This window comes from Iningainema tapete BLCC-T55, from assembly GCF_014698965.1.
GTDB lineage: Bacteria > Cyanobacteriota > Cyanobacteriia > Cyanobacteriales > Nostocaceae > Iningainema > Iningainema tapete.
In genome coordinates, this window is sequence record NZ_JACXAE010000034.1 from 31,435 (window position 1) to 56,137 (window position 24,703).

28 protein-coding genes and 1 pseudogene are annotated in these 24,703 nt (G+C 40.8%); 24 read left to right on the forward strand and 5 right to left on the reverse strand.

The genetic code is table 11. The features are described 5' to 3' along the window. The first annotated feature begins 45 nt into the window (after positions 1–45). The 17 genes from ICL16_RS07970 (at position 46) to ICL16_RS46690 (ending at position 14,003) form a co-directional block, all read left to right on the forward strand. A complete protein-coding gene (locus ICL16_RS07970) occupies positions 46–735 on the forward strand; it encodes a hypothetical protein (protein ID WP_190826318.1) in 690 nt (229 codons plus the stop codon). Continuing rightward, positions 732–1,073: a hypothetical protein gene (locus tag ICL16_RS07975; RefSeq protein ID WP_190826319.1), complete on the forward strand. Its 342-nt coding sequence runs from the start codon at positions 732–734 to the stop codon at positions 1,071–1,073. Before ICL16_RS07970 ends, ICL16_RS07975 begins: the two co-directional genes overlap by 4 nt. Then, the gene (locus ICL16_RS07980) at positions 1,036–2,082 is read left to right on the forward strand and encodes a DNA methyltransferase family protein (protein WP_238360661.1); all 1,047 of its coding nucleotides are present in this window, start codon (positions 1,036–1,038) and stop codon (positions 2,080–2,082) included. The genes ICL16_RS07975 and ICL16_RS07980 overlap by 38 nt, the downstream gene beginning before the upstream one ends. A gap of 61 nt (positions 2,083–2,143) precedes the next feature. Beyond that, complete coding sequence (locus ICL16_RS07985) at positions 2,144–2,359, forward strand: hypothetical protein (protein WP_190826320.1); 216 nt, start codon at positions 2,144–2,146, stop codon at positions 2,357–2,359. Positions 2,360–2,366: 7 nt separating this feature from the next. Continuing rightward, positions 2,367–2,642, forward strand: coding sequence for a hypothetical protein (locus tag ICL16_RS07990; protein ID WP_190826321.1), 276 nt, complete (start codon positions 2,367–2,369; stop codon positions 2,640–2,642). A 116-nt stretch (positions 2,643–2,758) separates the two neighbouring features. Continuing rightward, positions 2,759–3,775, forward strand: a complete 1,017-nt coding sequence (locus tag ICL16_RS07995) for a DUF5895 domain-containing protein (RefSeq protein ID WP_238360662.1) — start codon at positions 2,759–2,761, stop codon at positions 3,773–3,775. A 59-nt stretch (positions 3,776–3,834) separates the two neighbouring features. After that, positions 3,835–5,235: a DNA polymerase III subunit beta gene (dnaN, locus tag ICL16_RS08000; protein WP_190826322.1), complete on the forward strand. Its 1,401-nt coding sequence runs from the start codon at positions 3,835–3,837 to the stop codon at positions 5,233–5,235. An 87-nt stretch (positions 5,236–5,322) separates the two neighbouring features. Further along, positions 5,323–6,609 (forward strand): DNA polymerase III subunit gamma/tau, encoded by a 1,287-nt coding sequence (gene dnaX / locus ICL16_RS08005; RefSeq protein ID WP_190826323.1) that lies wholly within the window; start codon positions 5,323–5,325, stop codon positions 6,607–6,609. A 347-nt stretch (positions 6,610–6,956) separates the two neighbouring features. Further along, the gene (locus tag ICL16_RS08010; protein WP_190826324.1) at positions 6,957–7,877 is read left to right on the forward strand and encodes a hypothetical protein; all 921 of its coding nucleotides are present in this window, start codon (positions 6,957–6,959) and stop codon (positions 7,875–7,877) included. Between the two features lie 21 nt (positions 7,878–7,898). Beyond that, a complete protein-coding gene (locus ICL16_RS08015) occupies positions 7,899–9,716 on the forward strand; it encodes a 3'-5' exonuclease (RefSeq protein ID WP_190826325.1) in 1,818 nt (605 codons plus the stop codon). Positions 9,717–9,788: 72 nt separating this feature from the next. After that, entirely contained in the window at positions 9,789–10,544 is a 756-nt protein-coding gene (locus tag ICL16_RS08020) for a hypothetical protein (RefSeq protein WP_190826326.1), read from the forward strand. 143 nt (positions 10,545–10,687) lie between these two features. Then, positions 10,688–10,939 (forward strand): hypothetical protein, encoded by a 252-nt coding sequence (locus ICL16_RS08025; RefSeq protein WP_190826327.1) that lies wholly within the window; start codon positions 10,688–10,690, stop codon positions 10,937–10,939. Between the two features lie 166 nt (positions 10,940–11,105). Next, the gene (locus ICL16_RS46685; protein ID WP_273038526.1) at positions 11,106–11,234 is read left to right on the forward strand and encodes a hypothetical protein; all 129 of its coding nucleotides are present in this window, start codon (positions 11,106–11,108) and stop codon (positions 11,232–11,234) included. 8 nt (positions 11,235–11,242) lie between these two features. Further along, on the forward strand, positions 11,243–12,280 hold the full coding sequence (gene holA / locus ICL16_RS08030) for a DNA polymerase III subunit delta (RefSeq protein ID WP_190826328.1): 1,038 nt from the start codon (positions 11,243–11,245) through the stop codon (positions 12,278–12,280). A gap of 5 nt (positions 12,281–12,285) precedes the next feature. After that, complete coding sequence (locus ICL16_RS08035; RefSeq protein WP_190826329.1) at positions 12,286–13,128, forward strand: DNA polymerase III subunit delta'; 843 nt, start codon at positions 12,286–12,288, stop codon at positions 13,126–13,128. A gap of 70 nt (positions 13,129–13,198) precedes the next feature. Beyond that, the gene (locus tag ICL16_RS08040) at positions 13,199–13,885 is read left to right on the forward strand and encodes a hypothetical protein (RefSeq protein ID WP_190826330.1); all 687 of its coding nucleotides are present in this window, start codon (positions 13,199–13,201) and stop codon (positions 13,883–13,885) included. Beyond that, the gene (locus ICL16_RS46690; protein ID WP_273038528.1) at positions 13,878–14,003 is read left to right on the forward strand and encodes a hypothetical protein; all 126 of its coding nucleotides are present in this window, start codon (positions 13,878–13,880) and stop codon (positions 14,001–14,003) included. Before ICL16_RS08040 ends, ICL16_RS46690 begins: the two co-directional genes overlap by 8 nt. A gap of 220 nt (positions 14,004–14,223) precedes the next feature. On the opposite strand, the gene ICL16_RS08045 is transcribed toward ICL16_RS46690, so the two are convergent. Beyond that, positions 14,224–15,444: a hypothetical protein gene (locus ICL16_RS08045; RefSeq protein WP_190826331.1), complete on the reverse strand. Its 1,221-nt coding sequence runs from the start codon at positions 15,442–15,444 to the stop codon at positions 14,224–14,226. 112 nt (positions 15,445–15,556) lie between these two features. On the opposite strand from ICL16_RS08045, the gene ICL16_RS08050 reads away from it, so the two are divergent. The 3 genes from ICL16_RS08050 to ICL16_RS08060 all read left to right on the forward strand — a co-directional run bounded on the left by ICL16_RS08050 (position 15,557) and on the right by ICL16_RS08060 (position 16,919). After that, entirely contained in the window at positions 15,557–15,892 is a 336-nt protein-coding gene (locus tag ICL16_RS08050; RefSeq protein ID WP_190826332.1) for a hypothetical protein, read from the forward strand. A 117-nt stretch (positions 15,893–16,009) separates the two neighbouring features. Beyond that, positions 16,010–16,423, forward strand: a complete 414-nt coding sequence (gene ssb, locus ICL16_RS08055) for a single-stranded DNA-binding protein (protein ID WP_238360663.1) — start codon at positions 16,010–16,012, stop codon at positions 16,421–16,423. Between the two features lie 70 nt (positions 16,424–16,493). Continuing rightward, complete coding sequence (locus ICL16_RS08060) at positions 16,494–16,919, forward strand: hypothetical protein (protein ID WP_190826333.1); 426 nt, start codon at positions 16,494–16,496, stop codon at positions 16,917–16,919. A 271-nt stretch (positions 16,920–17,190) separates the two neighbouring features. On the opposite strand, the gene ICL16_RS08065 is transcribed toward ICL16_RS08060, so the two are convergent. Together ICL16_RS08065 and ICL16_RS08070 are read right to left on the reverse strand one after the other, a co-directional pair. Further along, the gene (locus ICL16_RS08065) at positions 17,191–18,354 is read right to left on the reverse strand and encodes a ParB/RepB/Spo0J family partition protein (RefSeq protein WP_190826334.1); all 1,164 of its coding nucleotides are present in this window, start codon (positions 18,352–18,354) and stop codon (positions 17,191–17,193) included. A gap of 5 nt (positions 18,355–18,359) precedes the next feature. Then, the gene (locus ICL16_RS08070; protein ID WP_190826335.1) at positions 18,360–19,217 is read right to left on the reverse strand and encodes a ParA family protein; all 858 of its coding nucleotides are present in this window, start codon (positions 19,215–19,217) and stop codon (positions 18,360–18,362) included. Positions 19,218–19,797: 580 nt separating this feature from the next. Here ICL16_RS08070 and ICL16_RS46695 point away from each other — a divergent pair. Further along, the gene (locus tag ICL16_RS46695) at positions 19,798–19,929 is read left to right on the forward strand and encodes a hypothetical protein (protein WP_273038532.1); all 132 of its coding nucleotides are present in this window, start codon (positions 19,798–19,800) and stop codon (positions 19,927–19,929) included. A 462-nt stretch (positions 19,930–20,391) separates the two neighbouring features. Here ICL16_RS46695 and ICL16_RS08075 read toward each other — a convergent pair. Next, positions 20,392–20,682: pseudogene (locus ICL16_RS08075) on the reverse strand (glycosyltransferase family 4 protein); the annotation flags it as partial. Between the two features lie 496 nt (positions 20,683–21,178). On the opposite strand from ICL16_RS08075, the gene ICL16_RS08080 reads away from it, so the two are divergent. The 3 genes from ICL16_RS08080 (at position 21,179) to ICL16_RS08090 (ending at position 23,369) form a co-directional block, all read left to right on the forward strand. Then, positions 21,179–22,132 carry a ParM/StbA family protein gene (locus tag ICL16_RS08080; protein ID WP_190826336.1) on the forward strand — a complete coding sequence of 318 codons (954 nt, stop codon included), beginning with the start codon at positions 21,179–21,181 and terminating at the stop codon, positions 22,130–22,132. A 28-nt stretch (positions 22,133–22,160) separates the two neighbouring features. After that, positions 22,161–22,463, forward strand: a complete 303-nt coding sequence (locus tag ICL16_RS08085) for a hypothetical protein (protein WP_190826337.1) — start codon at positions 22,161–22,163, stop codon at positions 22,461–22,463. A gap of 375 nt (positions 22,464–22,838) precedes the next feature. Continuing rightward, entirely contained in the window at positions 22,839–23,369 is a 531-nt protein-coding gene (locus ICL16_RS08090) for a hypothetical protein (protein ID WP_190826338.1), read from the forward strand. 42 nt (positions 23,370–23,411) lie between these two features. Here the strand turns inward: ICL16_RS08090 and ICL16_RS08095 are convergent, their stop codons facing one another. After that, positions 23,412–24,656, reverse strand: coding sequence for a ParM/StbA family protein (locus ICL16_RS08095; RefSeq protein WP_190826339.1), 1,245 nt, complete (start codon positions 24,654–24,656; stop codon positions 23,412–23,414). Positions 24,657–24,703: the final 47 nt, after the last annotated feature.

Consider the following 24,703-nt stretch of genomic DNA (forward strand, 5'->3'; position numbering starts at 1 on the left):
CACTCTAAGCTAACGCAAACTGTCCTAAAAGTTTGGACAGTTTGTATGAATCGGTTTAACCATCAACTATTGGAAATTCTTGAGGAAAACCCAGAGTTTGCCGAAGCTAAATACTCACATTATATCAGAGGAAATTCGGAAATAGCTGGAAGTCAATTTAATCTAATCATGCAGCAGATTGGATTAGGACTTCCAGTAGAACCTTTCTTAAAAGCATATCCTCAGATTGCTAACTGGGTAGATAAAGTCAAACCATTTCTCAATCTTCCTGGTAGCAAACAATGGAACGCAGAATTACAATACTACTACCAGTCTAACATAATTTACAGTCAATATGACCTAGTAATTTACGCAGAAAATCAGGTAATTGGATTCGACTGGACTATCCAAAAACCTACAAAATTTGAAATGCTAGAGTCTAGATACCAAACGCAACTTAGGTTATTCCTCCTACAGCAGAAAACAACTTTGAACTACGATGCAATCTCACTCATCTACCTATTTGTAAATAGCGATGACTTTCCTATTTATCAGTTCACTTACTCTAAAGCCAGACATACTGCTTTTAAAGAAAGATTAGAAAGAACTCTTGCCCCATTTACAGAACAGGCAGGGAAAGAAACCGTAAGTGATAAAACACTCCTAGAAAAACATAATGAAAACCTCCAGAAACTATTCAGGCAAGAAATAACTGGTGAAGAATATCTTGCCACTATCCCAGAAGTTGAAATATGAACAAAGCATTAGAAATTACCAAAATAGAACTAACACCCGACGGTTGGACATTCAATCTCCTCTCCCGTCGGGTAGGAACAATCACTAATCCTTTAGGCGTTCGCAAAACCACTTATTTTGGTTTTGATGATGAAAATCAAGCGCAAAAGTTTCAACAATGGCTGAAGAGGAAAAATAAATGCAGCGATGCCGTTATTCGCCAGTCAGAACGCCTCAAAACTTTATTTGAGGTAAAAGCCTGGAATGTACCAACTGAACTAATTATTGAGTGCGCCCTCAAAGATTTAAAGGAACAGACTAATGCAACTATCCTTATTCAGTCTACCACAACAAGATAGTTTCGGCTTCGACATTTTCAACATTCCCGACACCAAAAAAGCCGAAAAGCTACGGGAACTTGCAGCCCAGATGCAATCAATTATTGATCAAAAGAAAAACCCAGCTATCGGGAATCAAAGGGCGACACACCGCCGGAAAACCATTGCCCAAGGAATTATCCAAGAAGGCATCGAACTAGAGACTATCCAATCTTGGATAAAGGCGATCGCACAAATGTGGGAAGCTGGAAATACCCCACCTGTGCTGCGCGGCTTCTACCAAAAATCACAGGTAGAAGCACTGTATAGAATTTCTCAGAGAAAAAACACAACCCAGGAAATACAAGCAATTTTCAATGAAGAGAATTATCAGAGTTGGCTAAAATCACTCAGTCGTGCAGGTTTACACACAGCAAGCGAAATTGTATCTGCAATAGAAGAGATTCAGCAGATAGTAAAACCTGAAGAAATCGATACCACCAAACAACAACTTAACAAGCTTGAGTTGGAAATCATTGGAATGAAATCTGGAGATTTCTTCCCTACTCCTGAATCAGTTTGTCAGCGGCTTATTGAACTTGCGGATATTCAACCAAACTGGCGCATTTTGGAACCGAGTGCTGGTAGCGGAAGCATAGCTTATTGTATTACTAATTACCCAAATGTTCAACTAGAAGTAGTTGAAATTAACCCGACATTGCGACAAATTCTTGAACTCAAAGGGTTTAATCTGGTAGGAAAAAACTTTCTAGAGTTTAACCCTAACCATTTATACAATGCCTGCATCATGAATCCCCCATTTTGTGAAATTGAAGAACACATCTATCACGCTTGGAAGTTGATATGTCGTAAAGGGATTCTCATCTCAATCGTACCAGAATCAGTCTTCTTTAACCGAAAGTATAAAGCTTTTAAGGAGTGGTTATATTCAAGAAACACTTACGATGAGAAATTGGAGAAAGAAGCATTTCTCCAGTCAAATAATCCAACTGGTGTAGCTACTAGAATCATCAAAATTATCAAGCCATAAAAGAAAAAAAGGCAGTCAGAATAATCTAACTGCCTTTTGTTATATAACTGAGGCATCAAACATGTACTACAAACGCATGGCATATTGCCAATTAGAAGACAAGTTCGTTACATATATATTTCCTGTATCGGGAGGGCATATTAGGTACAAAATTCTCAACCAATCGGAGATGAAAACAGCTATTTTTCAATGCAATAAAGCCGGATGGAAAGTCATCAATGCTACTAATTTAGTAAATAAAATGCTAGAACCAGTACTATTTAAATCTAGAAGATAAGGAAAATATGGCTATTCAAATAATCACTTCGTATAGGTTTATCCCTGGAAAAGAAAGCAAAATTACTACTTACGGTAGTCCAGATGAACAGACAGTTGCTATTCATAATAGTAGCAGTACTTCTGTATCTCTAACATTTACAACTGAAAGTACCTCGGTAGTCAAGCAACTGATTAAAAACTTAGCAGAAGTATACCAGACACTCGCCTATACCACTCCCGAAATTATTCAAGAGGAATGCAGTGAAGAATTTGAAAAATTACTAACAGATAGTGAAGATTGACTATTAAAGTTTATCAACACGTAAGTCGCCTAAAAACACTTGGCGACTTTAGTTTTTTACCACGGCTCAATGCTAAACGCAATTTCTGCATTGACGTTAAATCAATCGTGTAAGTTATGGCTATCAGAAACCAAGGTAAAACAACTGCCCTTCAAGAACAAACACAAGAAACTCAAAATCAGAGTCAAGATAACAGCGAACAAACACAAGAAATGCAAAATCCCAGTCAAGATAACAGCGAACAAAGAAAATCTGCACTCTCTAAATTCGCCAGCCCTGAATATAACGCCCCCATCAGCAATATCTGCATTTGTCAAATAATTAACCACATGGAGGCTGAAAAGGTTGGCTTATTTATCAAAGACAAGCAGTTAATAGGAATAGATTGGAAAGGAAGCGAACCTACCCACAAGCATACTTTCTCTTCAGGCACACCAGAAATGGGAGTACTGCTGCAATCTCCTCGCCTGCACATCCTTGACATATCTCCAAGATATATTGAGACACGAGATGAAGGAGAAATCATTGGCATCTACGAATCGCCTAACGGGTACGACATGTACCAAACCCTGGGTAAGGACAAAGTAGTGTTAAGACGGTTTTACTTCATCTATCTAGTTGATGAGAAGAATCAAAACCTGCACGCAAAGCCTATCGTCCTTTCTATCAAAGGAATCGCTTCTAGCAAATTCGGCGAAGCATACAAACAATTCCAGCGCGAGTTAGAAGTTGCATTTGCCAAATACATGGGATCGTCTGTTGCGGAGAAATGTACAGAATTTCACCGCTTGGGAATCTTCCAACCAACATTTATTCCATCCCACGAACCAAAGGATGCACCTAATCCAAAGGACAAATCCTGGGTTGCTGTAGTCGATTCTTACAAGTCACCAAAACCAGATGGTAGCGATTTTCTAGAATTCTTCTCAGAGGAGAAGGAAGCCGAGTTCGAGACGCTTATACAGGCTAATCCTGAATTCTCTCACAGAATTGGCAAAACCTCTGCTGTCGTCGCCGAACACCACCGCTTAGTAGGGGTTAGTCACGAGATGAATGCATTACCAAGCGCACCTGTACATCATACTGCTGCACTAGTTACCACCAACAGCAAGATGGAAAATTTGCCTTACTAAAAAACAGCTAGGGTGCTGAATATTAGCACCCTTTCAACCATTCATACTCACATTTGCATATGAAACTGACAGTCGAACAAAGCACGTTACAAGAACTAATCGAAACCACCAAGAATGCCGTTGCTGCCAAACCAACTGATGTAATTCTTGGCAACCTATTAATAACAGCATCCGCTGAAAGGAAGCTAACGGCGATTGGCACTAACCTTAATCTTTCGATAGAATCTACAATTGAAGCAAGCATTGAAAATGCCGGCAGTGCAGCCCTTCCCGCAAAATTACTAGTCGATACGGTTAGCAACCTTAAAGGGCAACTTACCATTGAAGTAAACAACCGCACCTGCGTAATACATCACTCTACGGGTAAATGTAGAATTCAAGGTGGCAATCCAGAGGAATTTCCCTCGCTACCAGAAAGTAGTAACGCAATAATAATTACCATTCCTTGTAAGAAATTACAAGCAGCAATGGATGCTACTCTCTACTGTAGTAGTAGCGACGAAACAAAACTGGTTTTGACTGGTGTCAACTTCCAGTTTCACAATACCTCTTGGCAGGCTGCGACTACCGATGGACACAGACTAGCGCTAGTATCAGGATCGTTAGATACCGGGTATCCAACTCCAATTGAATTTACCGTACCAGCCAAGAGTTTGGTAGAGTTAAATAAAATACTTGCCCAAACAGCAGAAAATAGTACTTGCGATATCCTGATAGAGGAGAAAACCGTCAGATTTGTCCTAGCTAATGCCAAAATCACTTCCCGACTGCTCGAAGGTGACTATCCTCACATCAATAATTTAATCCCCAAATCATTCGCACACAAATTTACCCTAGAACGCAAAGCATTTGAAATGTCCCTCAAACGCATTGCTCACTTCACCGAAAGAAAACAGAAAATAGTCAAAATCGTTTGGGAAGTCAGCAACGGGCAAGCAACCTTATTTACCGAAGCTAGTGATATTGGCGATGCGGTAGATTCACTGCTAATGAAGCCATACTCCAGTAGCACTGTTGATATCAATATCGGGTTGAATATTCAGTACTTGCAAGAGGCGTTACGACACATCCTTACCGATGAGGTAATTATTCAGTGCAACAATTCCCTTCAGCCAGTAGTTATTTGTCCCGTAGGAGGATTACTCAACCAGCTATCACTAATTATGCCTGTAGAAATCAAACAGGAATTCAGTTCAATTCCTACGAATAGCAAACAAACCCAAGAAAATGACACAGACAAGTTTTCTGAATCGTCAGAACCAAAGGGCATTCAGGAAAAGGAAGAACACCGCGCACAGTCTCCTGAACTACCTGATTTAACAAATGCTCAAGAAATAGAAGAACAATCGCCACCTGGGGAGGAAGCTCTAAATGATACTGCAACAGAACCAGAAACACCGACGCTAAATACCAGTTCTAAGTCACGCAAGCGTAATCAAAAACCAGTAGCAGCCGTTTAGAAATCTGCTGAGGGAGGAAGTAACCCTCCCTTACAAAAAACCCGTGGAAAAATCACTTTGCTCAAAAACTACCACCCACATCAACATATGTATCAACCCATACACCTAAAATACCGTCCTGAAACCCTAGCAGATCTCATCGGACAAGAACACATCGTCCGTACCCTACACAATGCGATCGCTCAAAATAAAATTGCTCCTGCATACCTATTTGCCGGAGCTAGAGGTACTGGCAAAACCAGCACTGCCCGCATCCTCGCCAAATCTCTCAATTGCCATTCCGCAAATTCTCCCACTACCCAACCTTGCGGTAAATGCAACTCTTGCCGCGCGATCGCACTCTCAAATTCACTTGATGTAACCGAACTAGACGCCGCCAGTAAGTCTGGTGTGGACTCGACGAGGGACATCATTGAAAAACTAGGGTTTGCGACTGTCGAAAGCAGGTACAAAATTGTCATAATCGACGAATGCCATGCTCTATCATCTGCTGCGTGGCAAAGCTTGCTCAAAACAATCGAACAACCCCCAGCACACGTAGTATTCATACTTTGCACTACGGAGGCGCACAAAGTTCCAGATACAATTAGTTCTCGCAGTCACTGGTTCGATTTTCACACACCCAGTATCCAAACTATTGTCTCCCATCTGGCACTAATTGCCGAAAAAGAAGAAATCAAGGTTACAGAAAGCGCCCTCCGTACTATTGCACAAAGTAAAAACAAACATATGCGTGACTGTCAAACCCTACTCGATCAGCTTAGTAACCTCGACACTGAAATTACCGCCAACTGGGTTTGGGAAATTACAGGTTTAATTCCCGAATACGATTTATTAACAATTCTAGAAAACCTTAGTCAAGGTAACGCAATCAACAGTATCAAAATCCTTAAAAGCAATTATGAATTTGGAAAAAGCCCCTTCAATATCTACACTGACTTAGTTAGGATATTCAAAGATTTACTAATTGCCAAAGCTAGTGGGGGCGAAAACCTCACTGAAAGAGAAGATGATACTTGGAAAGAACTAGTAAATATTGCTTGCACTTGGGAGATTAAACACATCCAGTCAGCAATCAGCTTAGTTAGTTCAAAATATACGCTTATGCGAGATAACCTCGCTCACTTGTGGCTAGAAACTACACTGATAGAACTTGCTCAAATCATGGAAACAAAGACAAAAGAACAACCCTGGGCTAATTGGAAAACAATCCAAGACGCGATAAATTGGAGTAAAGAAAAACTCCCACATTTATCCCAATCTGAACTCGAAGTACACTGGAACAATCTTACTCCAATTAATGGGAAAAAAGCACCAGCATGGGTACAAATGGTACAAAAGCTTCAGATAGAATCTCGATTAGAAACAGCCTAATTCAAATGTTCATCACTTTATAAAGACACTGACTTTCCCCAAAAAAACTTTGGGGAAAATTTTTTATTAAATATAAAAAATATTAGTCAATGTATAAGATTACATATAAACAACGTGAGTTCGAGGGGGTAGTTGACTGTGGTAGCAGGTGTTGGCTTCAATTGCTGGAAGTAGGCGATCGCCTACTAGCATAACCACCAACTTGGGCTAAATACTAAAAGGTGTAATTTTCCGCACGTCAACTTAATATTCTCATAATCACTATTGGGTAGCGGTAACTGCGCTGAAATCAAGCAAGACCACAACAAAATTTAACAACTGGATTCTGGAAGTATCTGATTAAAATTATGCCAGTTGAAGCAATTAGCCTTCGTACAGGACTTTTATTGCCAGCAGCAATCGCTGACTTCGATACGTATATTGATGAATTACCACGATGCTCCAAATGTTTCGGCGAGTTATGCCTCGCGAAGGGTGAAAAAATGCCACCTTACTGGAGGCATTTTCCAGGCGTAGGAGATGAATGTCCCGATAAATCAGAAATTAGGGTCGTTATTTATCACAAACCTAAAACCTTAGACCGTAAACAAACTCTTGCACTTTTTAAAAAACGTTTTCTCGAAATTTTAGATATAGCCATCAATGGCACACTGACTATCGATGGACAATTCGCCACTAGACAACTATCAGAACAGGTTAAGGGAAGTTCAGTTCAATGCAGTAATGGAATAGCGCATTTTAACGACTGCCTGCTTGAAATTGACAGACTTAGAAAAAACCTTGACTGTATTCTAGTAGTTGCCTCTAGCTGTGCCAAAAATTTATACAGCAATGACTCAATTAACGAATGGGTTGTACCAGAAGCAGAAAAAATCCAAATGCTAGAAATAACAATTGCTTACAAACAAACTCATGAGCGTTGTGTAGATGAAGCGTGCAAATATATATTCAGTAATGGTAGGCAAGACCTCCTCAAAGAATTAGTAGCCTTTGCGTGGCTGGAATACAATTCAAATCTTAAAAACACTTACAATCAATTAAAAGTACGCGAATTTCCCGTATGGCTGCTTACAGCAACAATATCAATATTAGCAGCAGTACCCTGGTACAGGATTATGACTGCACTATTAGAAGAAAAAGAACCGTTAGTTCAGCCGCTTTCAATCTTCGCACTTCCTAATAATCTGGACATCATTTTTGAGGTATTTTTACCAACAAAAAAACCCCATACTAAACCACAAGGATTCATGCCAAAGAAAAGTAAGTAATTCTGTAAAGTTTAGTAAATTATGAATTACAACCACCGAGATTTTATTACCAAATCTGGTAATAAAATCATCGTTAATGAAGAAAAACTTGACATATTCTGGTCAGATACTACCCCAATACCTGAGTGGCATCCCACGGTAAATATTGCCCCGTACTCTAGTCTCAAAACTCTGGTAGTCGATATTGAAACGGCAGGGATAAACCCAAGAGAAAATCGGATCTATGCAATTGGCTGCATGAGCGAGATAGGGGAGATTGCCATCTTTATGGATCAAGCCGAAAGTAAAATCCTCCAGGAGTTTCTCTTCCATCTAGAAGCAAGCAAACCAGAAGTAATTTACACCTACAATGGAACAGAATTTGACCTACCGTTTATTATCACCCGCTGCGAGTTACACGGCATTCCTCATCCGTTGAGAATTGCATCTAAGACACGAATCATCCAAACTGCCCAAATACGCGGCGAACCACTGGAGATTCGAGAGGTATTCATCCGCAACTGCCAGCACGTAGATATCTTTATTTGCGTTCTCAGGTGGGATTTTGTTGCTAAAGAACTGACCAACGGGCGATCGCTTAAACAAGTGGTGCTAGAAATGAGATTGCGCTCCCTTGGGCGACTGGTTCTCCCCTACGAGGAAATTCTAGCTTGCTGGAAAGCTGGTTCTGGTAATCAGGGATGGCAGAAAATTAAGGAGTATCTCACCTACGACTTGGAAGATACTCAACTTATAGCCAACAGGCTTGTGCCCTCATATTACTATGAAACACTAGTTGTACCGGGGATGAACCTCCAGCAGTTAGCACTCGCTGGTAACGGTACAAAGTGGGAAAGAATTTTTGAGCATTACTATCCTGGATACAAACCCAAACCCGATCGCAAGTACAAATTTCAAGGAGGTTGTGCCTACTCCATTCCAGGACTATACAAAAAAGTTGGATACATCGATATCAGTTCCATGTACCCCAGAACCATATTGTCAAAGGGAATTGTCTCTCGCAAGGATACAAAGCGAATCGGGTTGAGCATCTTGCAATATTTGGTAAATGAGAAATCAAGACTGGAACAACTTGCTGCAGCCGGAGACATTGTTGCCAAGGAAAAAAGAGAATCCACTAAAGTTTTGGCTAATTCTCAGTTTGGATTCTTCGGAACATCTGAACTTGCCTTCAACGATATGGAAGCAGCAGCCCTGGTAACAGCCTACGGTAGGCGCATTCTACAGTTCATGATTGAGGTAATCAACAACAGTGGCGCAACTCCCATAGAAGTTGATACCGATGGTGTGTTCTTTACCCACCCCAACCCAGAAGAAGTGTATGCCACACTTCAATCTCAATTACCCAGAGGGATAATTGTCAAATTAGAGTTTATTGCAGAAGCGATGTTCATTCCCCAGAGGGGAACTAAGAACTATCTGTTATGGCTGAAAGATAACAGGATTATCCACAAAGGTAGCTGGAGAAGTCGCTCCCGCTCGAAGTTAGAAAAGGAATTCCCGGTTGAATACTTAACTTACTTAATCCAAAACCAATTCACAGCAGAGTCATATTTCAAAGAAGTAAAAACACAGATTTTATCGGGAAAATACCCAGTAGAAAAACTCGCCATCACTCGTAAGATTCGTGAGGGTGAAAAGGAACTTCTCAAACTAGGAAAACCCGGAGATGTCGTAACTTACTATTACGGAGTTAGAGGTTTAACAAATATCAGCAGTAATGAGAAATATTCACCTCTACACTATCTTAACCTGATCGAACACTCGCGGTCAGAAATCCTCAAGATAGCTGCTCCCGAAATACTAGAAACCAACCTGCGTCAATTATCTCTGTTCTAAAGAACCAAATCCCTATCAATCATTAATTAACTGATTGGTGTGGGGATCACTCATTAATGTAAAGACAATTAAATGAAAAATAAATCATCAGATCGTAAGCCCAGGCTCAACAAAAAACAGCGAGCTTGGGTAAACTCGTTCGTTTCGTCCCATCCAAACGCTAGAGTTAGAAATATCTACGACAGTTTGGATGGCGATCGCTTCGTTGAAATCGAGTGGTGGGAAAACACAAACCCGGTGATACTAGATGAACACACCCACATACGAGGAAGAATATCCTATCAAATACGAGTCAAACTACGAAAGTTTGGAGACGTCAGGAAAACGGCAGAATTCTCGTACCGTATTACCCCACCGGAGAAACAAACGGTATCTTACCGCTTAACTGGTCAACTCTGCTTGGAACTTCCTCAATTTTACAGGGTTGTGGAGCCGACTAACCCTGTCATTGTCAAACCCAAACAAAAAGCCAAAACCGCTAAAAAAGTTAAGAAGTTTGTCCAGCAAACTCTTCCTTTATCGGGAATTACCGCCCAACTCAACGCCATAAACCTTCAAGAGGGAGGAGTAGCCCTATCAGAACAGGAACTGCTGCTAGAGACAATCTCACATCTGGAGTTGAACACAGTTCAAAAGGTTAAACTTCCAGCAGCCATCATCAAAATCCTCAAAGAGAAGAAAGCAAGCCTAAAAGAATCTGAGACTGCCATATCACTCTATCAAGTAGCGGGAGCAACTTGCGTTTTAGAGTATCTACAACAGCTAGACTCTTGGCGCAAATATATAGGCATTCTACCAGTAGAAAGCCAGACTATCAAAAATAAATAAAATGGATTGCCACCGACTATTTTTTAGTTTGTGGCAGTCTCTCTAGCACTAAAAAAAGCCATTCAAAATGGTTACAAAAGCGCCCAAAGGCTATATTACCGACGCTACGCGCAACTCCTAGAAATAATAGGGGAACAGGTGTTATGCCTTCACAAATCAAAAATTTAAATAAACTAGAGCGCATTCTAAGAAGCTTCGGCATAGACATAAGACCGAGGCAAACAGCTAGAGGAGAAATATTACTACCTCTAATTTACCAGGGAAATGGCTTCAGTTGTATGTTAACCTGCGTCGGAGGCGAAAAAACTGCATCGTGGCGCGGCAGTTGCAGCCAAAGAATTAAAAACAGAATTGAAGAACATTTTCAAGCTTTTCTAGCAGTAGATAGTTTGTAATGTCAAAAGAACAGTACCCTGATTTGTCAAGGTATTGTTTTTTTATCCCACCCTTTTGGCTTACACCTTATAATTAAGAAAAGAAAGACTACCAATATTGTTCCTACCCGCCCTTTCAAAGTTTAACCAAAGCATAACACCACTTGCTCAAAACTATATCCTGTGGATGGAACGCAAAGAATGGCAAATCATAATTAAACTAGATAACCAATTAGAAGTTATCAATCCAAAAGGAGAAATAGTATTCCGAATGCTACTAGATTGCACTCGCTCTCATTTACCAGTTACCACATAAACTGGTAAGTGGATAATCGTCCTAATTTAAATCACCACTTATCGCTAACACAACTTCAAATCGAAGTTGTGTTAATTAAACAAGCGATGCTAATACATATACTAAGTGGCGAGGATACCGTATCCTTAAACAATAGAATCAACCAAATCGTCGAGGAACATACTCATCCTCAATGGCGCACATTCAACTATATCAAACTAAATTCTACTAATCAAGATACTATTGCAGACGCCATCACTGAAATCCGCACTATCCCTTTTGGAGAGGGAGCAAAAGTAGTTCACATAAACCAAGCGTCAATATTCAACAACTGTGCAGATGAAATCATTCAGTTTCTGTCAGAAAATTTAAAAGCTATTAGTACTACAAATGGAAACGTCCTATTAGTCACTTCTACTAAAATAGACTGTAGAGGCAAAGCAATAAAACTACTTTCCAAATACGGAAATATAGAGGAATTTCCTCTCATTCCCAGTTGGAATAAAAAGGAAATTAGGAATCTCATCAATCACAGTGTTTCTAAATACAATCTATCACTTACGGAAGATGCAATAGATTATTTAGTTGACGCTATTGTCAACAATACAACACGACTTGATAGCGAGTTGAAAAAGCTATCAATTTATGCTGCCGGAGAAATTTTAAATAAGGAAACAATAATCCCTCTTGTTAACAACAGCACCTCTAAATGCATAGAACTTGCTCATGCTTGTCTTACAGGAAAGGTAAAAGTTGCCCTGGAGTTACTCAGCAATTCAATGTTGAGCAACGAACATCCCCTTATAATCGCAGCTACACTGTACAGTTGCTTCCGCACTTGGCTAATTGTCAAAGCAGGGATGATAGAAAAACTCAAGGATGAAGAAATAGTTAGGCTGGCTAACTTAAAAAATCCCAAAAGACTATATTTCCTCAAAGCAGAAATACAGTTTGCTAACGTTGAAAAACTCAAGCAAAGCCTAGAGTTTATTTGCTCTCTAGAACATGAACTCAAGCAAGGAATAAATAACCTTGAAGCACAAATTATCAAACTTTGCAGCATTTAAGAATTATGAAAAACCCCAATTTTGATAGCATCATTGGACAGCATACTGCCAAAGTCATCTTAAAAAATGCAATTTCCAGTAACAAAATTGCTCCAGTATACCTCTTTTGGAGCAATATTGATGGTATAGGAAAAGCAAAAACAGCTTTTGCCTTTACCGCTGCATTAGTAGAGGACGAAAATATTACCAATCATCCAGATGTATTGGTGATAAAACCAAGTTATCCCCCAGAAGGAAAAGCCTTCCATACGCCAGCATCTATTCGTATTGAAGAAGTACGAACTATCATCAAATTTACCAGCACTACTGCTGTCGCCGCCAAACGCAAGGTGGTAATCCTCCATGAAGCAGAAACACTACAAGAAAAAAGCTCAAACGCACTACTTAAAACCCTAGAAGAATCGCCTAATTGCGTCTTCATTCTCATTTCGTCTCATCCAGATAAGATAAGCGCCACTATTACAAGCCGCTCGTTTGTTGTCCCATTTACACGTCTAACACCAGATGAAGTAGCAAAAGTTCTGGATTCATTGCCAGAGTACAAACAAGTCAGCCAGGAGATAATAGCACTCGTCAATGGTAGCCCAGGTGTAGCAATAAAGCATATCAAATATCTGCAATCTATACCTTCTATTGTCAACCGTCTCCAAACACCGCCCAGAAGCATTACCACAGCCATCAGCCTCAGTAATGAAATCTCTTCTCTAGAATTTCCTACCCAGCTATGGCTAATTGAGTATTTGCAGTACCTTTGGCAAGAAAAAAGAGCAAAACTGCATTTATCAAAGCAAAAGCTACTACAGCAAGTGCAAACTCGTGCTGTTTGGGATACAGCGCTGATACCTTAATCATGCATTGGGTTTTTAGGATAAACAATTCCTAAAAACCTACAATCTAAACTATTTTAAGTGACGGAAGATGACAAAAAGAAAAAAAGGTTATTCAGATTCAAATAAAAATCTTACTCTATTTGAGGTTGAAAAAATTTGCGGTAATAAATCAACTTTACTCAGTCAATCAACTCAGAAGCTATTAAGACTAATGGTAGCTGAATTAGAAATAAATTCAGCAGCTACTGCCAGTTTATTAGAAATAGCCGAAGTCGATAAACAGCTAGTTCAATATATCGCCGGTCCTGTAATTACTTCAACTAACTGCTGGCAATCATGCATTCCCCAGTGGGTATATAAAGCAGTTACCATTGATAGGCTAGACACAGTACTAGAGGAAATAGAAAAAGGCAGTATTGGAGAACTTGCAACACCCAGCGAGGTACTTACCGTCATGATGCCTATTAGTCTTGAAGCACCTTTGCATTCTGATTGGGTAAATGTCTATCTTTGGGCATCTCACACAACACTAGTCAAGCACAAACCATTCCCCAATTACGATTATGAAAACCTCTGGGCGAAGATAGGTACGTCGCCTATCAATTATAAACAAATCCAGCATAACTATAAGTCTCTAGCAGCCGATATTCGGTTTCGTGTAGTCAGCTATGCCGCTAAACAAGGATGGGGAAAAAGGCATAAATCACCTGAAAAGTTAACTACAAACGAATCTCAGACCACAAATATTGCACGGCAATTAACATTGTTTGAGTAACAAAGAACAAGCAAAGCAAATAGTTGCCTTTAAGCTTTATTCAATGCAGCCAGTGCTTAATTCCCAAGCGATCGCGTCTCACAAGCAAACTCTACCACATCCGGCAATAGAGAACTGACCTAATAGACAGTTTTCAAAAGGATGGGCTTTAATCAACTCTCCACCAAACCCATTCGATGGAGAGTTGATTAAATCATCACGCCCAGGATACTGTCAATAATGGATTTCGTAAGCAATGGGTGCAAAATAACAAAGCTTATTGCAAGTTTTTTTTCAAAAAAAGACTAAACCCTTTTTTATCTTCTAGTAGCAGGTTAGCCTCTTAACCTGCTATATAATTAGTGGTTGTGGCAATCCTGACAACCACGTTCGTAGTAGGAACGTAAAGAGGAAAAAGTTTTCAACAGCCAATTGCTACCAACCTCCCACTCTTCAATACAATTAAGCGTCATGTAATACCCACTTTTATAAGCAGCAACACTCATGTTAACTGGGAAGCCAGTAGAAATCCTAGTAACTTGCATCGGAACACTCATCAAAGCCTCTAAGTGACTATTGTTATTTTTTCCAGTAAGGAAGTAAAATACAATCATCTGTACTAAAGAAGGAAGTAACAACAAGCGGTCTGACCATTTAGTAAAATGTAGCTTAATACGAAAATAGCCAGTGGGAATACCCTCATCTTCATAGATATTACTCGATTCCATATCCAGTAATTCTGTTTCAGATAAAGTTAAATCACTATCCAAAATAGTAAATAAAGTATTTGCTCCCAACTCTCTTCTTAAATAAACAAGCGTCATTCCCCAACGTTTGCCATCTTTTTCCAATATATCGACTGCTACCTCTGAATGATGCCGACCGTACTTTTGCTGTAGCGCCGCCACAGCTTCTGAATTTAAGTTATCTTTCCAAGTAGATTTTTCAAAAAAATCTTTAAAGTAGTATCCCGGACAATCAGTTTTTCCCGCTGCTATTAGTTCCGCTAAATCCGGTTCAGCTGCAATATATTCCTGTAAGGAAATCTCTAGTTCATCTTTGATATGAGGTGGCAACAAACACCTTACCTCATCCAAACTCAAGGGATAGTCTAAATAGGGATGTCCCATCAATATATAAGGGTCTGCCAAGTCCTGTAAACATTCAAGTACAAGCTGACGGGCAAAATACTCGTTACCCTTATTTATCGGTTGCCCACTTAGTTCTTTTTCAACCGCAATGAGGGCGATCGCACTTAAAGAAAAATAAGCCGCATCATGCACGCAAGTAGGTAATTGCCCAAAAGGTTGAGTAAGCAATAAATCGAGGACTTCTCGTAGCACACCAATTCTCTGGGTATTAGATATATCTCCAAAATGACGAATCCCAATTCCATCGGTATTTTCTAACCAAGCCTCATTTGTTACTTCTAGATGGCTACTATAATCAGCGGCTAGTAAGGGCATCTCACCCTGAGATCGCAGATAACTGTCTTCATCCTGCTGCAACCACATAAGAGCAAGCAAGGTTAGCTTACAGACAGCCATATTCCGCCGCAACCGACGTTCCAGTTTAGTCATAAACTTCTCCAATAATCACTATTTAGGCATAGATATCATCAAGATGCCCATAGAAATACAAACCACATCAAGTGCCAAGCACTTGAAACAAAAAGTCACAAATATTACACACATGAATACTATCTCTATACAGTTTAATCAACTAGACAAAATTTCTAGCCTGCTTAGGCAACATGGTGCAATAGTAATTGTAAAAAAAGGAACAAACAATCAACGAATAATTATCCTTAAGCGTCAACCAACAGTCGATATAGCAACAATCATAGGTGGTACACCACCTCAAGAAGTACCAAGACTGCTTACAAAAGAAGATTTAGATAATTTAGAAATCGAGCAATTACAACATCTGGGGGAAATCCACAAAATACGCAACTATAAAAGGATGGGGAAACAAAAGTTAGCAGCAAAACTAGAAGGAAAGGCAACCAGGGAAGAAATACCATCCTAATTAAGTAAACACTTCGGTTTGAGAGTCCGCATCTGCACACCAAACTCCCCTACAGATGCGGCTTACGTCAAAGTAAAAATTACACATAATCAGTTAATAACCACAGAAGGAAGACTCATGCTTACGCAAATAAGAGCGGAAACATTAACAAGTACTCCTATGAGCAACTTCCTCAACATAATCATGCTAGTTGGCAGATGCGGACAAGATCCCGAACTGAAGTATTTCGAGTCGGGCGCGGTAAAAGCAAGCATTAGCCTTGCTGTCAGACCTCCCTATAGAAGCGAACAAGCCCTCTGGTTCGATTTAGTCGCATGGGGTAATCAAGCAGAAATTATTGGAAATTACGTTCGCAAAGGAACTCAAATTGCGATTACAGGCGAGTTTGGGTTCGACCGCTGGGCTGATAGAAATTCCGGCGTGACAAGACAACGACCGGTAATTACAGTCAATGCCATTGAACTACTGGGAGGACGCAAAGAAGAACAACCCAGCAACACCGAAACAGCGATCGCTAACGCCAATTTTTAAGAAAAGCAACCCCCAAGCGACCACATTCGCCTGGGGCAACAAACATCATTTATCTACATAGGTCAAAATTATGATTAACAGCATTTGCACCACAACCATCAAGACAATCAACCAAACTCACGACTCCTCTGGAAGTTTAATAGTGTTTGGAGTCATGGAATTCCACTATCGGTCTAAAGAAGGATCTACAGCAGACGAAATCCCTTATCGCAGTAAAGGTGCACCTGCTGTTATCATCAACGAACTTGGAGAAGCTACTCTGGGAACGGCAATAGGATTTATAGATTTACAAACAGACGACAGAGGAACATACAAGGAAAAAATTGCCACATTCGTCATAAGACAATTTGCTCCTTCTTCAGCTAATCCATCCGAACAAGGTCTCAACTCTAAGGTTCAAAAGCCTGAAACTCCTGATTTCGCCAAGGAGTTAGTAGAAGCAAATGACAGTGTAGCAGACGAAAACAAAGACCAAGCTGATGATATCCCGTTCTAGCAGACGTACCTTCTGTTAGTGTTCAATTTGAAAACAGTAGTTATACCATTTCTCCAAAAGCTGGCTACACACGCTCCCTTCTTGCCCCCCTTCCCAAGGGGGGTTGGGGGGTAAAGATGTGTCGCAACTACAAGGAGAATTGGTATTAGCTGAAAATCAGAAAATAATGCCAGTATGGACGCACAAATTCATACTGGCATTATTTTTTTAAGCAGCAAAAGTTTTCCTGACAATACTTATTGATGTCAACTCCTCTTACTCGACTGCTGCTCTAAATCAGGGTTTCAACCTCCTGTAGCTTTTCTTGAAGGGCTTGGCGCAGTTCGGCAAGTCGGGTTCGCCCCAATTCATTGAGATCAATCGATTGGACGGTTTTGATGGTTTTGTCCATCTGTTTGTCCTGCTTGGTTTTGGAATCTGGGGTATCGTACTGCAAAAGCTTTTGCTTGACTAGTGTTCTAGTCTGCGAGAGTGATAGTTTCTCTTGAATAACTTGCTGAGTTACCTGAGTGCGGATTGCCACAGCTTCAGTTTCATCAACATTCAGTGCGAGAGAGGAGAGTTTGTTAAGTTCTCTCGCTTTGCTGCTTTCCAGCCCGAGAGAGCGAATGACACACTTGAGATCTTCTGCCAGTTTAAGTAGGGGAAAGATATTGTTGTTGATGGATACTGGATTTAGTTGTAGCCCCAGCAAAACTGAGACAATATCTTGTTCCTCAAGGTCTTTGAAGTCAGCCGTTTCTAGCCACTGCTGTTGAGTTGTCAGGTCGGCATCCTTAATCAGTGCAAGCTCCTCAAGGGTTTTGCTACGAATTCGTCTGTTAATGAAAGCATTAAGAAACTTTGGAATCTCGTCTTCTCGGTCTTTGAAGTTGGGGTATTTATGAATGGTTAATCGAATCAGAGCAGTTGCTAAGTCAAGGTCATGAAGTTTTTCGGAGTGAATACTGGTTACTAGTTGGCCCTCAAACACTGCTGCTTCGTCCTGAGCATCCTCTTTGAGCAGAAACACAGCTTTTAGGGTTGTCATTCCAGCTAATGGAGCCGATCGCCACCTAAGTTCTCCGTCAAATAATTTGTACCGTCCATCAAGTTGTGGAATTAGCACAATTGGGTTTTTCTGCCCCTGCCGACGTAGACTCTCCACTCGTTCTTGAATTATCAATTCTGGGAAAGTTTGTCTAGGTTGAGTAGGGTCGGGATCGATGAGGTCGATCGCAATGTCGTGTATTCCGCCTTGGTTAGCTAGTTGATTGGTGAGTGACTCAATTTGTTGCTCTAATACAGTTTTTTCTTCAGAACTGAATGCATTTGCTCGCAGTTGTGTAATTTCCGCTTCGAGTTCCTCTACCTGACTTTTAAGTTGGTGGATTTGCTGTGTTTGCCCTGCTTGCCCGAATAATTGACTCATCTCCACGGGTTTTTTGCTTGCCATTAAAATTACTCCGTCATTAACTTGATTAGGCGCTCAACTATTGGGTTAAAGTCTTCACTTGCATCACATCCTGGTCGGTACAAGTGTAGAGGTAGTCCTGCTCCACTAGCTTTGAGGTGGTAATTAGATTCTCTAATGTAAGGGAAGCAATGAATACCCATCTGTTGAATCAGGAAAGGAAGAGTTTTGGCTGGGTCAATGTCAGTTCTTGGTTTCCCTTTTTTGTCTAACCCCAGAATATCCCGGTGTGCCCCTACGTCGTATAAGTCCACCCGTGTAGGTACAAACCCCAAAATTTCGGGTTTGGGTTTGAGTCTTAGGTCATCCACTTTGCTGTAGAACCAATCCAAAAAGCCCGCGAAAGCTCCCGTATCTTTGTATTCTGGTTTGATGGGAACCAGTACATGCGTGCTTGCTGCTAGTGCCATTAACCCCATTGGCTCTAAAGAGGCAGGAGTATCAAAGATAATCAAGTCGCTCTTTAAGGGGAAGTCTTCCAATTTATCTTTGAAAGTGTAGTGACGGCGACTGTAATTGTATATTTCTCCGATGCTTTCTTCTAAAAATTTACCACCTTGTATAGCCGTTACGGTAGAAAGATGTTCAGTCCAAAGTGGAACAAGGGGGTAATCACCTTTGAATGTTTTTTTAAGGACAGTAGCAAGAGATTGCTCCATAGACGCAGGTGCAAGTCTTGCAAAAATGCACAATGACCCATTTTGGTCGAGTTCTATCAGGGTAACTTTATACCCTTTGGCACCAACAGCATACGCTAAATGAGTTGCCATTGTGGTTTTCCCCGATCCGCCCGCATTGCTGGCGATTGTTAATCGAACCTGGGTTCGAGCAGGTTTCTTTTTCATGGAAATACCTTCTAAAGGGGAAGCAATTATTAAAATGCTCAACAGTATTCAGTTATCGAAATGGCTCCTGGAGTATTCGTTGTGTCGCTAACTGCCTTTTGGGTAGAAGGCAACATCTGGGCATTTTTCAGGTCGATGCCTAAGACTCATGGATTTATTGGCTTTAGCCAATGGCGATGGTAAGTCGCGAGTGAACCTGAGTGGAAAATTGTTAGAGCAGAAATTTTTCTGACCTACTTAAAAACCCCACTGCTCCTAATGAATCGGAGTTTCATAAGTTATTTAAGCAGAAGTCAACGGCAAAATGTTCCACTTAGTCGTCAGATTTTTGAGTTAATTTTCGGGTTTTAGGAGACTTTGCCACTCTCCCCCGTCAATCGGAACCTATAACCCAAAGTTGAGGTTGCTCCATTTTGAGCAAGGTTTAGCCCAAAATGTTGTGTTTTACTACTAATAGTAGTAAAACTAACGTTAGTTTCATGCTCTAGAGCAAAACTAACGTTAGTTTATTCTACACTGATTGGTTGTCTACCACTTGTATTAACCGAAAAAAGTTATGACTAATTCTTAGGGGTTAATTGTGTTACCTTGTTGTCAGAAGGCAGAAGTACGTTCGTGCAGCGACGACCTTCGCGATCTTCGACGACCTTCGCGCCGCGTCTCTGAAGGACAAGGAGAAGGAGAAGGCACGCAAGCAAGGGCAATTGGATGAATTACACTTGTAAAACAAATTTCCTACTCGGAAAAATTTATTAAGCACAAGTGTAGATGCGTCCATAGCCTTAAAACAATCTTGAGAGATGCACTTATCATATCCAGTTCGGTAATATTACGCATCTAATTGGAATTAGATAAAGAAGTAAACAATTTTCCCAATCTGTTGTAGCGGAATTTTTCAAGTTGTTGAACGCCAGTTCTGCAACGTCTCATACATCTAAAGCATTTTCATTTATAACACCAGCATTTTGGCAATATTTATAGCAAATGCACAGTCAGCTTAATGATTTTTAGGTAGGTGCATACAAGAGTGCGATTGCCCTTTGGGCACTGCGCTCTGCGCAATCGCGTAACGCACCCTACGTCTCAAACCTCAACAACTACCCGATTTTCCGAGAGTTGTACGTGTTACAACTCTTATCGATTGCGCATTGTAGCCTCTTTGTCATCCCGCAATCTCACCATCAATATGTGGGGCAACCTCTTGTTCAAAGAACTCAGAGTCTATTGCTTTAATTTTTCCTGCCATTTTTAGATGCCAACCAGCTTTTTTTGCAATGGCGATCGCCTGCTGCGATCCCTTGTCTGGCGCTAAGCGTCCTAAGAATGCCAAGTATGGTGGTTCTTGATGTTGGGCAACAAAAGGATAATTTTATAAATCAATTCCGTGGTAGATTGTGCCTACGTAGTTCAGGTTTATTTGACGTTGCGCGTTACTAATACTGACGTATGCTTGCTGCTTATGGTGGGATGATTCCTAAGCGGGAAAACCTGAGTGCGATTAATCCGTCTCCCTCTGCATCCACGCCGAAGCATCAAACGGTAAGACATCTTTTCTTTCACTCCTGCAATAGCTGTACCTTGCTTGGAGATGAACCCCATTAAAACCAGATGCGACATAAACTTCTAAAGTTATCTCTTAAATCCGTTTCTATACCCGTAGGGTTAGAAACGGTAGTTCAAAAATTGAGTCGCCGCAACTAAATTTATTGTGTCAGATGATAAGCACCAATGCAGTTCTTCTACTTTTCTTTTAACCTGAAGGTTATCAAAATCTACCACCAAAGTTATGTTAATTTATGAGAACAACCGTAGATTGAGTTGTTCAATAGCATATGGGGTACAAGTGGGGGCTATGCGTACCCTAATCGCTTTTTTTTTAAATTAACCCCTATACAGGGTATATATAGGTTATTCTTAGGGTATATTTAATATATAAAGTTGTTATACCCCATTTGACCCCTATGAAGAACATTCACGCGAATCAAAAAATTTTTTGTGCAGGTTTTGATAATGGCTATGGAAGCGTCAAACTGTTGGTCGATGGTTTTGATGTGGTGAGAATTCCCAGTTACATCTCACGAGAAGACATGGAGGATGTACCCGGTCGGGTGGTTTATAACGGCAACGCCTACACTATTGGTGAGTCGGCTTTCCGCACTGGATACTACTTTGAACGGAATACGGACAACAACATTAACAAAGTAAATAACGCCCTCATCACTTTATTGGGTGCGTTAGCTCACTTGCCATATCGTAAGGCTTGGCACTTAAAGCTCGTTGTTAGCTTGCATGACGTGGCTCTAACTGATGACTTGCTGAAAGTGCTTAATGGTGAATATCAACCTTTATTGGCTGGCAAGCTATCTGATATCAAAGTAGAAGTTCTCAAAGTCGTACCTGAAGGTATGGGTGCTCTGGTGGGTAGAAAACTCCCCAAAAAGTTAACTGTTGTAGATTTTGGGAATGGGACAACACTTTATTCTCGTTACAACCAAGGTAAAAGAGAAGTCCATACCCCCTACGCTGCAGGAGTGGAAGTTCTCATTGGTGAGATTGCCAAGAAGATGAAACCTCTCAACGGTGGTAAGCTTGGGGACTTATCGAAAATTCGCTTTTGTTTAGAAATGGGACACACCAAATACAGCCGCGATATTGATATCAAAGATGTTTACAGTGTTTGCTTAAAGGAATGGTATGAAAGCTATTTGAAAAAACCAGTCAATCTCGCTCTTGATGCCAAACACCAAGGGGATGACATTTGGGCGATCGGTGGCGGTTGCTTGCTTCCTGGTTTTAAAAAACTGCTCGTGCAGAACGGGTTTGAAATTCTAGACAACCCAGTAGAGGCCAATTCTTGTGGACTATTTCAAATGGCTAAAACCATTGTCAACTCTTCTTCTACCAACGAAGCTTAGCAATTACGAATTACGAATTATATTTATTATGGTTTCTCAGCAAGATAAAACTCCAGAAAAAGTCCGAATCAAAGACAGCTATCGCGATCGCATCAAAGCAGAATCGCAACGATTGGGTAAAAGTTACCTTGAGACGCTATACTTTATTGTTGATTGCTACTTTGCGTTTAAGCAGGGCGTGTTACCAATACAGTCTGCGGTAGTTAACACCCAGACAACCCCCATAGAACAAAATCAGCCTACTGTAGATGAGTCAACTCATACCCCAATTGACCCCCAAGTTGAATCCGTTGATGATGAGGAAACTTTTACGCTTGATTGGGAATTGTGAATGACTATAGATTACCAAACTACTGAGCGCTGCACCGACTGTGACAAGTTCCGGCTCCGTGGTAGGAAGAATTGCGGCGTTGCACATTTGCGGACTGGACATTTCATAGCTATATTATACAATTCATCCCACAATTATACAACGCCGAAATTTTTTGTCTAACTGCCAGACATCTGAGCAAGTATAGCCGTCGTCACATAGGTTAGGACATTATTGATTGCAAGTGATTTCATTCTGGAACATCTTCAACAAAAGGTGGGCTTGAATGCACATGCTCAACTTTCTGTCAATGCGTAAGTTCTAACGCTATCTAGTATCACCTCCAAACCCACTTGCTACGCACTATTTAACGATTAAATATAGGGAAATAGGAACATGAATTGCTCTACATGTAGTTTCTTTACAGTCAACCAAAATTTAAGTTGTACAGTTAACCCGACACACTGTAAAGGAGGATGGACTCAGGCGTGCAAGGAATACGAACACGATTTTAGTAAAGAAATACGCTGCGGAAATTGTGCTACTTTTTCAATACGGCATTGTAGCCTTTTGCATCTATCAGTTGATGCAAGTGAAAAAGGATGCATAAATTTCTTATCCAATAATGAAGTTGAGGAAGAATTAGCCCGTTGGGAGCAGTACCAACCACAAGTTATAGCTTCTTTTGAAGAAAGGGAGCTAATCTTTAAACTCATTAAAGAACTATTTTGGCAACAAGATAAACGCAACATAATGTTATATACATGCACTCTTAGTATGGAGGAATTGTACTATTGGGTAAGTAACTATATTGACAAAGGTATCCTTGCGCATGAAGAAGATGGGCAGTTAAAAACCATCACATGGAAACAAAATGAAATCAATGAATACGACCTCGTATTCAAAAAGGAATATACCTTCTTCTAACAAATTCGTAACCAGCCTTTCAAGATGGCTGGTTGATTTTTCCTAGACATTATCATCTATAGTCAAAAAACCTTCAGGAGCTTGACGGGGAGTATAATCTGGAACGAATTTCCGAGACTTATGCAGCAATCTAACATTATCAGGCTGCGAAGGTCGAGCTTGTTCCTCCTGAATACGCACATAGCCAGTGATCTTATCAAGCTGAGTAATCATATGTTGGTGCAATGCGTAAACATCCGCCATTCGATTACCCATGCCAGAAGATATCTCATCGGGTATAAAAATATCAGCGTGCCAAGACACTTTAATCCCCTCTTTTTGGAAGTAAGCGTCTATCTCCGGGCGAATGTAATCGGCAGTCCCTCCGCAAAATACTAGTTCTTCAATATCTTCATCCATCTTTGAGCGCAGCCACCGAACAATAGCACGCCAATACTCATCTCTGGCAAGCAATAGTGCCTTCGACATCAGCTCGCCATCAAGTTTAATTTCCTCGCGTTTGCGCTTGCGCGAGAGTTTTTGCATCACCAGGGGGTCGCAACTAGCGCCAGCTTCGACCAATACCTCGACAATGTTGGGATTATCAGAGCTTAGTCCCGATGCCTTGGAGACAAAATTATCTACCAACCAGGACATCCCAAAATTACTGGTTATTCCCGCACCACTTGAGCCACCTCGAACAGTGAAAATACTTGCATTGCGATAACCAAGCATCACGTACATCTCAGCCAGCATATTCTCGCCAAACACTCTCTTGCGTTGGAAAAACACACCACTTCCTTCTGAAGCTATGTTACAATGCAGCGTTTTTACCCGCATCCTACCCGTTGGCGTATCGAAAGAGCGAAATGCATCCTTCAAGCGGGTTTGTAGTTGTTCTTTATCTTGCACTTCCCCAGGCGGCAGCAGGATACTCAAGTAAGCTGCAACATCGTTATCAAGGTTCAACTTCTGCTTTGCCAGCCAAATTGCACCGCACACCTTAGGAACCGCTAGTTCGTACTTAAGCTCTCTTAGCTGCAATATACCCCCAAACCGACGACGTGCTAACTCTCCCAGCGCGTAGTATTCTCCGCCTATTCCTACCCAAGCACGAGATTCGGGTAGCCCTTCTGCTTCAACAGTCTCAACCGAGGGCTTACTCACGTCTGCCACCTCTGAATCCACGAGCAAGACAAAAGGCTCCCCTTCTGGATACTCTTGAACAATAGCTTTTGTCTTGCTGCCACCCATATCGATCGTTAACGCAATTTTCTTTAAGTCTGCTTTCTCTTTAGTTTTTGCCATATCTTTAGTTTTATTAATCTTTCCTATTGTTCCCAATTTAACCGAAC

What these genes read in the sequence shown, in the direction of transcription:
- ICL16_RS07970 (WP_190826318.1), top strand. Translation starts at nt 46, where the DNA reads ATGAATCGGTTTAACCATCAACTATTGGAAATTCTTGAGGAAAACCCA.
- ICL16_RS07975 (WP_190826319.1), top strand. Translation starts at nt 732, where the DNA reads ATGAACAAAGCATTAGAAATTACCAAAATAGAACTAACACCCGACGGT.
- ICL16_RS07980 (WP_238360661.1), top strand. Translation starts at nt 1,036, where the DNA reads ATGCAACTATCCTTATTCAGTCTACCACAACAAGATAGTTTCGGCTTC.
- ICL16_RS07985 (WP_190826320.1), top strand. Translation starts at nt 2,144, where the DNA reads ATGTACTACAAACGCATGGCATATTGCCAATTAGAAGACAAGTTCGTT.
- ICL16_RS07990 (WP_190826321.1), top strand. Translation starts at nt 2,367, where the DNA reads ATGGCTATTCAAATAATCACTTCGTATAGGTTTATCCCTGGAAAAGAA.
- ICL16_RS07995 (WP_238360662.1), top strand. Translation starts at nt 2,759, where the DNA reads ATGGCTATCAGAAACCAAGGTAAAACAACTGCCCTTCAAGAACAAACA.
- dnaN (WP_190826322.1), top strand. Translation starts at nt 3,835, where the DNA reads ATGAAACTGACAGTCGAACAAAGCACGTTACAAGAACTAATCGAAACC.
- dnaX (WP_190826323.1), top strand. Translation starts at nt 5,323, where the DNA reads ATGTATCAACCCATACACCTAAAATACCGTCCTGAAACCCTAGCAGAT.
- ICL16_RS08010 (WP_190826324.1), top strand. Translation starts at nt 6,957, where the DNA reads ATGCCAGTTGAAGCAATTAGCCTTCGTACAGGACTTTTATTGCCAGCA.
- ICL16_RS08015 (WP_190826325.1), top strand. Translation starts at nt 7,899, where the DNA reads ATGAATTACAACCACCGAGATTTTATTACCAAATCTGGTAATAAAATC.
- ICL16_RS08020 (WP_190826326.1), top strand. Translation starts at nt 9,789, where the DNA reads ATGAAAAATAAATCATCAGATCGTAAGCCCAGGCTCAACAAAAAACAG.
- ICL16_RS08025 (WP_190826327.1), top strand. Translation starts at nt 10,688, where the DNA reads ATGCCTTCACAAATCAAAAATTTAAATAAACTAGAGCGCATTCTAAGA.
- ICL16_RS46685 (WP_273038526.1), top strand. Translation starts at nt 11,106, where the DNA reads ATGGAACGCAAAGAATGGCAAATCATAATTAAACTAGATAACCAATTA.
- ICL16_RS08035 (WP_190826329.1), top strand. Translation starts at nt 12,286, where the DNA reads ATGAAAAACCCCAATTTTGATAGCATCATTGGACAGCATACTGCCAAA.
- ICL16_RS08040 (WP_190826330.1), top strand. Translation starts at nt 13,199, where the DNA reads ATGACAAAAAGAAAAAAAGGTTATTCAGATTCAAATAAAAATCTTACT.
- ICL16_RS08045 (WP_190826331.1), bottom strand. Translation starts at nt 15,444, where the DNA reads ATGACTAAACTGGAACGTCGGTTGCGGCGGAATATGGCTGTCTGTAAG.
- ICL16_RS08050 (WP_190826332.1), top strand. Translation starts at nt 15,557, where the DNA reads ATGAATACTATCTCTATACAGTTTAATCAACTAGACAAAATTTCTAGC.
- ssb (WP_238360663.1), top strand. Translation starts at nt 16,010, where the DNA reads ATGCTTACGCAAATAAGAGCGGAAACATTAACAAGTACTCCTATGAGC.
- ICL16_RS08060 (WP_190826333.1), top strand. Translation starts at nt 16,494, where the DNA reads ATGATTAACAGCATTTGCACCACAACCATCAAGACAATCAACCAAACT.
- ICL16_RS08065 (WP_190826334.1), bottom strand. Translation starts at nt 18,354, where the DNA reads ATGGCAAGCAAAAAACCCGTGGAGATGAGTCAATTATTCGGGCAAGCA.
- ICL16_RS08070 (WP_190826335.1), bottom strand. Translation starts at nt 19,217, where the DNA reads ATGAAAAAGAAACCTGCTCGAACCCAGGTTCGATTAACAATCGCCAGC.
- ICL16_RS08080 (WP_190826336.1), top strand. Translation starts at nt 21,179, where the DNA reads ATGAAGAACATTCACGCGAATCAAAAAATTTTTTGTGCAGGTTTTGAT.
- ICL16_RS08085 (WP_190826337.1), top strand. Translation starts at nt 22,161, where the DNA reads ATGGTTTCTCAGCAAGATAAAACTCCAGAAAAAGTCCGAATCAAAGAC.
- ICL16_RS08090 (WP_190826338.1), top strand. Translation starts at nt 22,839, where the DNA reads ATGAATTGCTCTACATGTAGTTTCTTTACAGTCAACCAAAATTTAAGT.
- ICL16_RS08095 (WP_190826339.1), bottom strand. Translation starts at nt 24,656, where the DNA reads ATGGCAAAAACTAAAGAGAAAGCAGACTTAAAGAAAATTGCGTTAACG.